Annotated in this window: 5 protein-coding genes and 1 pseudogene; 1 reads left to right on the top strand and 5 read right to left on the bottom strand. The window is 63.7% G+C overall.

What is annotated here, in order from left to right; genetic code table 11:
• The 3 genes and pseudogenes from EN991_RS22260 to EN991_RS22270 all read right to left on the bottom strand — a co-directional run.
• A pseudogene (locus tag EN991_RS22260) lies at positions 1–273 on the bottom strand (hypothetical protein); the annotation flags it as partial.
• A gap of 150 nt (positions 274–423) precedes the next feature.
• Positions 424–1,554: a hypothetical protein gene (locus EN991_RS22265; RefSeq protein ID WP_127369567.1), complete on the bottom strand. Its 1,131-nt coding sequence runs from the start codon at positions 1,552–1,554 to the stop codon at positions 424–426.
• 6 nt (positions 1,555–1,560) lie between these two features.
• Positions 1,561–1,995: a hypothetical protein gene (locus tag EN991_RS22270; RefSeq protein ID WP_063172921.1), complete on the bottom strand. Its 435-nt coding sequence runs from the start codon at positions 1,993–1,995 to the stop codon at positions 1,561–1,563.
• 859 nt (positions 1,996–2,854) lie between these two features.
• On the opposite strand from EN991_RS22270, the gene EN991_RS22275 reads away from it, so the two are divergent.
• Positions 2,855–3,793, top strand: coding sequence for a diacylglycerol kinase family protein (locus EN991_RS22275; protein ID WP_127369568.1), 939 nt, complete (start codon positions 2,855–2,857; stop codon positions 3,791–3,793).
• A gap of 79 nt (positions 3,794–3,872) precedes the next feature.
• Here the strand turns inward: EN991_RS22275 and EN991_RS22280 are convergent, their stop codons facing one another.
• Together EN991_RS22280 and EN991_RS22285 are read right to left on the bottom strand one after the other, a co-directional pair.
• Positions 3,873–4,790, bottom strand: coding sequence for an NAD(P)-dependent oxidoreductase (locus EN991_RS22280; RefSeq protein ID WP_127369569.1), 918 nt, complete (start codon positions 4,788–4,790; stop codon positions 3,873–3,875).
• Positions 4,787–5,291, bottom strand: a 505-nt coding sequence (locus EN991_RS22285) for an enolase C-terminal domain-like protein (protein ID WP_281058806.1), incomplete at its 5' end; no start/stop codon positions are given. The genes EN991_RS22280 and EN991_RS22285, both read right to left, overlap by 4 nt.

Genomic DNA, 5,291 nt, shown 5'->3' on the forward strand with positions numbered 1-5,291 from the left:
GCTTTCGGTTCTGACGACGCGGCTGGCGGGCTTCAGTTCCGGGCGGGATGCGGTCGCGGCCAGTTGCGAGGAGGACGACGAACCCTTCGTGCGGCAAATGCCGGAGACGAGCGGATAGTTGAAATTGCGCTCGTGCAGCATCTGGCTCTTCATCGCGGCTTCGCACTCGGCGACGGTCGACCATTTGGCCGGCGTCTCGCCGATATATTCGCAAAGCTTGGCGTCGCAGTCGCAGCCGACAATGGTCATGGCGACAAGGGCGGTCTTGATCACGGTCTTGTCCCTTCGAGATGCCCCCCGGCAGCCCTTCCATTTCTTCCCATTCCTTCGCGCGCGAACAAGGCGGGATTTGGCCGCGATTGTGGAATGGGCGTGGCGGAGGCCAGGAAATGCCTAATCTTGGCCGGGCGTGACCGAAAGGCCTCAGTAATCGTAGACGTGTTCGAGCCTGGCGCCGGACTTGATCAGCGCCGGCAGCACGAGATGCAGCTTACGCACGGCGACGACCATGCCGGTGCGGCGCGTGGATTGATCGGCCGGCAGCGGATAGCTGAACAGGATGCGCATGCCTTCGGGAACGGCGATCGTATCGGTGGAGAGCACCGTGACCATGATCTCGTCATTGCCGCCGAACTCGACGAAGGACACGCCCTTGTCGATCAGCCGCGGGATCATTTCGGTGAAGACCTGATAGCGCCTGGTGACGAAGATCGTGCCGTCAGCGCCCATGTCGCGTTCGAGCAAGGTGTCGGGCTCGTTGCGCGTGGCTTCGCCGACGGGTCCCTTGGCCCAGACATGGATGTCGAGCAAGGCGGGGTCCATTGTGGCGGCGAGGGCCTTTTTGATCAGGTCGGCATAGCCCTGCTTGATGGTGTCGGCGAGGCCGAACGCCAGCTTGCGTTCGCTGGTGCGGATCGAGCTGTCGCCCGGCGCCGACTGCACGGCAAACAGGCCGGCGCGCTTGTCGGCATAGGGGAACTGATACCACGGCACCTGGTCGAGAAACGCGGCATAGTCCGCCGCCACCTTGGCCTGATAAATGTCGGCGGCGGTGCGCTTGGCCGTCGTCGCCTCGGTGATGCGGCCGACCGTGTTCTCATAGGCCCACTGCAGGATATGCTCGATCGAGTGGCTGGTGCCGATGATGACCAGCATCTGGTGGTTGGCGTAGTTGAACTTGTAGGGAGCGCTGGCGCGGATGACCATGGCGTAGTCCTGCCAGAAGCGGCCGATATAGGACCAGTAGGGGAAGCCGCTCGGTTGCTCCTTGTCGACGAAGCCGGCATATTCGCGCGCGGCGTAGACGATCGCCCATTCCGGATAGGTCAGGAAGGTCGATTCCTCCGGCCGCTGGTAGCCGGGGATCTCGGCGCGGACCTTGTCGGCCAGCGCCTTGGGCGGCGCGCCGTCGGCAATGCCGGGCAGCGGCGTCTTGTCGAGCGACGACGTCGTCAGGAAGCCGTAGCTCAGCCCGGCGATCGGGATGAGGATGACGACGACGATCAGCCAGAGGATCGTCTTGATGATGCGCTTCAGCCAGCGGAACAGGAACATGCCTGGTCAGGCCGTGGCGAAGTGGTCGTGTACGCGCCTGGCCAGCCGGAAGCCGACATAGACGGCGAAGCCGCCAATGACGATGTGCGGCAGGTTGGCGAAGAAGCGGGCCGGGAATTCGATATCGTTGAGAGAGCGGAAGCCGTTGATGAAGATACCGGCGTCGAGGCAGCCGGAACCGGTGACCAGCCCGAGCACGCCGTCGAACAGGTAGACCGAGCCGAACAGCTTGAAATAGAACACTGCCTGGCGGTGGGAGATGAAGGCGGCGGCCAGCGCCCAGACGCCGGAGAAGGCGTGCAGCAGGTCGTCATACCATTGCAGCGAGAAAAGGCCGAACAGATTGCCGTTGGCATCGTTGAACGCCGGTATGTAGCCGATGGCGACGACGCCGAAGAACAGGAAAGCATAGGCAACGGCAAGCTTCTGGATGAGCGTCATGAAGTATCCCCCTTCTACGAGCCCATTTGTAAACGCTACTCTGCCGGCCGCCTGACGCGGTTTTCTGCGCTTCCGATGCTCACGGACTCAAAGGTCCGCTACGCTTCGGTTCTCGAAAACCACGCCATCCGACTCGGCAGAGCGCGTTTTCAAACGGGCTCTGACCAGGCGATACTAACCGATTTTAGCGCGTGGAGAAGCGGCGCTCGCAAGATCGCCGCCAAAGGGCATCGGGGGGCCAAAAAGACAGTCGGCGCCGGGATTTCTCCCAGCGCCTCCCTGTCAGATCAGGACACGGTCGCGGCAGCAACTTCCGTAAAGTCGTCGCGCCTTGCCGGCCTTGATTTTGACGGTCCTGCCAGTCCGCCGCCCGAGAGCAGCGTCCGTTCGGGACCACGCCGGTCTCCACCCTTGCGAGCTTTGCCCTGCGCACCATCGAAGGTTTTTGCCGTCCTTCATGGCAGCATCGGTCCGCCGTCGGCGTTGGCACGCTTTCCGCGGCCCCGTAGGTCTCGGCTCCGTCCCTCGAAACAGGCAAGCCTGCTCTCGCTTCGGGCCGTACGGGCCTCAGGAAATCCGCCTTTCACTTCGCCTTTCGGCTTGATGATCGGTAGCCGCCTGAGATGGGTTTAATGTACGCCGAGTAAGGGTCCTGGGGAATGGCCGCTGCCCTGTGGATAGCGGGATTACCGGGGATCGTTAGCCACAAACCGGGGAATTCGAGCGCCGGCTGCTTTAGACAGCCCGCCCGCTTTTTTGCGTACGAGCCGACAGCGCCCCTTGCTCCGCCGGTGGTCGCGGGCTTCAATGCCGGCAAAGGATCGGACCTGCATGTCCGGCGCCGGGGAGGGCGGGTATTTTGAAAGTCGGAGTGGTTCTCAACCCGATTGCCGGTGGCGGCCGGCTGAAACGGCATTGGCCTGATGTTGCCGTGTCGCTGAAAAAGCATTTCGGCGAATTCGAGCTGCGCGAAACGCAGGCCGAAGGCGATGCCGAAAGGCTGGCAATCGATCTCGCAATGATTGGCTTCGATCTGGTGATTGCGGCCGGCGGTGACGGCACCGCCAGCGAAGTGGCCGACGGGCTTCTGCAGGCGGCCCAGGAGAGCGGCCGGATCACTGAACTTGGCCTGTTGCCGTGCGGCACCGGCATCGATTTCGCGCGCGGGCTCGGCCTGCCGAAAGAGGTGGATGCCGTGCTGAAGCGGTTGGCCGAAGCCAAGGGTCGCAAGGTCGATGCCGGGCGCATCGGCTACATCGACGATCACGGCGCGCTGGCCAGCCGGCACTTCATCAACATCGCCAGTCTCGGCCTGTCCGGCGCCACCGACCGCGCCGTCAATGCCGACAAGCGCAAGGGCAGGATGTCGGCCAAGGCACTGTTCCTGTGGCGCACCGTGGTGGAGTTCATCCGCTACCGTTTTCAGGACGTCAGGATCACGGTCGACGACGGCGCACCCGTCGAAGCGCGCATGGCGCTGGTGGCGGTCGCCAATGGAAAGTTCTTCGGCGGCGGCATGATGATCGCGCCGGATGCCGAAATCACCGACGGGCAGTTCGACATCGTCATCCTGCGCGCCGCCGGCAAGCTGAAGCTGATCTGGGACATCCGGCTGCTCTATGGCGGCCGGCACCGCAACCATCCGGCGATCACCATCCTGCGCGGCAGGAAAGTGGTGGTCGAGCCGCTCGGCGATGCGTCAGAGAGTGGCGCCCTGGTCGATATAGACGGCGAGTCGCCGGGACGCATACCCGCGACCTTCGAGATCCTGCCGGGTGCATTGACGCTCAGATACTGAATCAAGCCGTTGACAGATTGATTCAGATGAATCCGCCCATCAATCCAACGTCCTGAAATCGCTTGATAACTGGCTGATGTCAGAGTTCCAGCTTGGCCGGAAAACCGGGCGCGCGCAGGTCGGTATCGACGGCATCCTCGAGCAATTTGACGATCTGGGTGGACCAGGCGCTGCCGCCATATTCCTGTTTGCCCATCTGGAAAATCTCACTCACAAGCGGCGCCAGTTGGAGCGGCAGTCTGAATTCCCTGCCCATCGCCAGCGCGAAGCCGAGGTCCTTCAGCGCCAGGTCCATGGTGAAGCCGATGTCGTAGGAGCCGTTCAAGATGAGCTGGCTTTCGGTCTCATGGACGAAGCTGTTGCCGGAGGAGGCTGAGATGGCATGGTAGGACTGGGCGAGGTCGAGCCCGCCCTGTTTCGCCAGCATCAGCGCCTCGCCGGCGGCGACGAGATGGATGAAGGCGAGCATGTTGGTGATCACCTTGATCACCGCCGCCGAGCCGACCGGACCCATCAGGAACGACTTTGCGCACATCGCCTCGATGGCCGGCCGATGACGTTCGTAGAGCGCTGGATCGCCGCCGACCAGCGCGGTGATCTTGCCAGCCGCCGCCAGATGCACGCCACCGGTGACCGGGCATTCCAGCGTCTCGACGCCCCTGGCCGAGGCGAGGGCCGCAAGGCGAAGAATCTCGTCGCGGCCGTTGGTCGACATCTCGATCCAGGTACCGCCCTTGGGAAGGCCCTCTAGCAATCCGCCGGGTCCGGCCAGCACCGCTTCGCTGACCTTGGGCGAAGGCAAGCACGTGATGGCATTGCCGGCCCGGCCGGCGGCCTCGGCCGGGCTGCTCGCGGCGGTGGCGCCGAGCGCCACCAGGCGCTCAGCGGCGGCCGGATCGCGGTCGAAGACGGTGACGGCAAAGCCGTTGCGGATCAGGCTGGCGGCAAGGTTGCCGCCGAGATGGCCAAGCCCGATGAAGGCGTAGCTTTCGCTCACGGCATCAGCGGGGTCTGCATCATCTGCAAATGCAGGTCCTTGCCCGTATAGGGATGCGCGTCGCAGACCGCTTCGTTGAGCTCGACGCCGAGGCCGGGCTCCTTCGAGGGGATGACATTGCCGTCCTGCCACTCGATCTTCTTCTTCAAGAGCGTGGCATGGAAACCGTCCCACTGCTTCAGCGATTCCAGGATGAGGAAGTTGGGCAGCGTCACCGCCAGTTGGATGTTGGCCGCACCGACGATCGGCCCGCAATAGCAGTGAGGGGCGATCTGGATGTGGTAGGCCTCGGCCATCGCCGCGATCTTCTTGGTTTCGAGAATGCCGCCGGAGCGGCCGAGGTCCGGCTGCAGGATGGTCGCGGCGCGGTTCTCGATGACGCGGGCGAACTCGAACTTGGTGGTCAGCCGTTCGCCGGTGGCGATCGGGATCGAGGTCGCGCGGGCCACTTGCGCCATGACTTCGGGCATGTCAGGCGGCACCGGCTCCTCGAACCACAAG

The sequence above is a fragment of the Mesorhizobium sp. M7A.F.Ca.US.005.03.2.1 genome, assembly GCF_003997795.1.
GTDB lineage: Bacteria > Pseudomonadota > Alphaproteobacteria > Rhizobiales > Rhizobiaceae > Mesorhizobium > Mesorhizobium ciceri.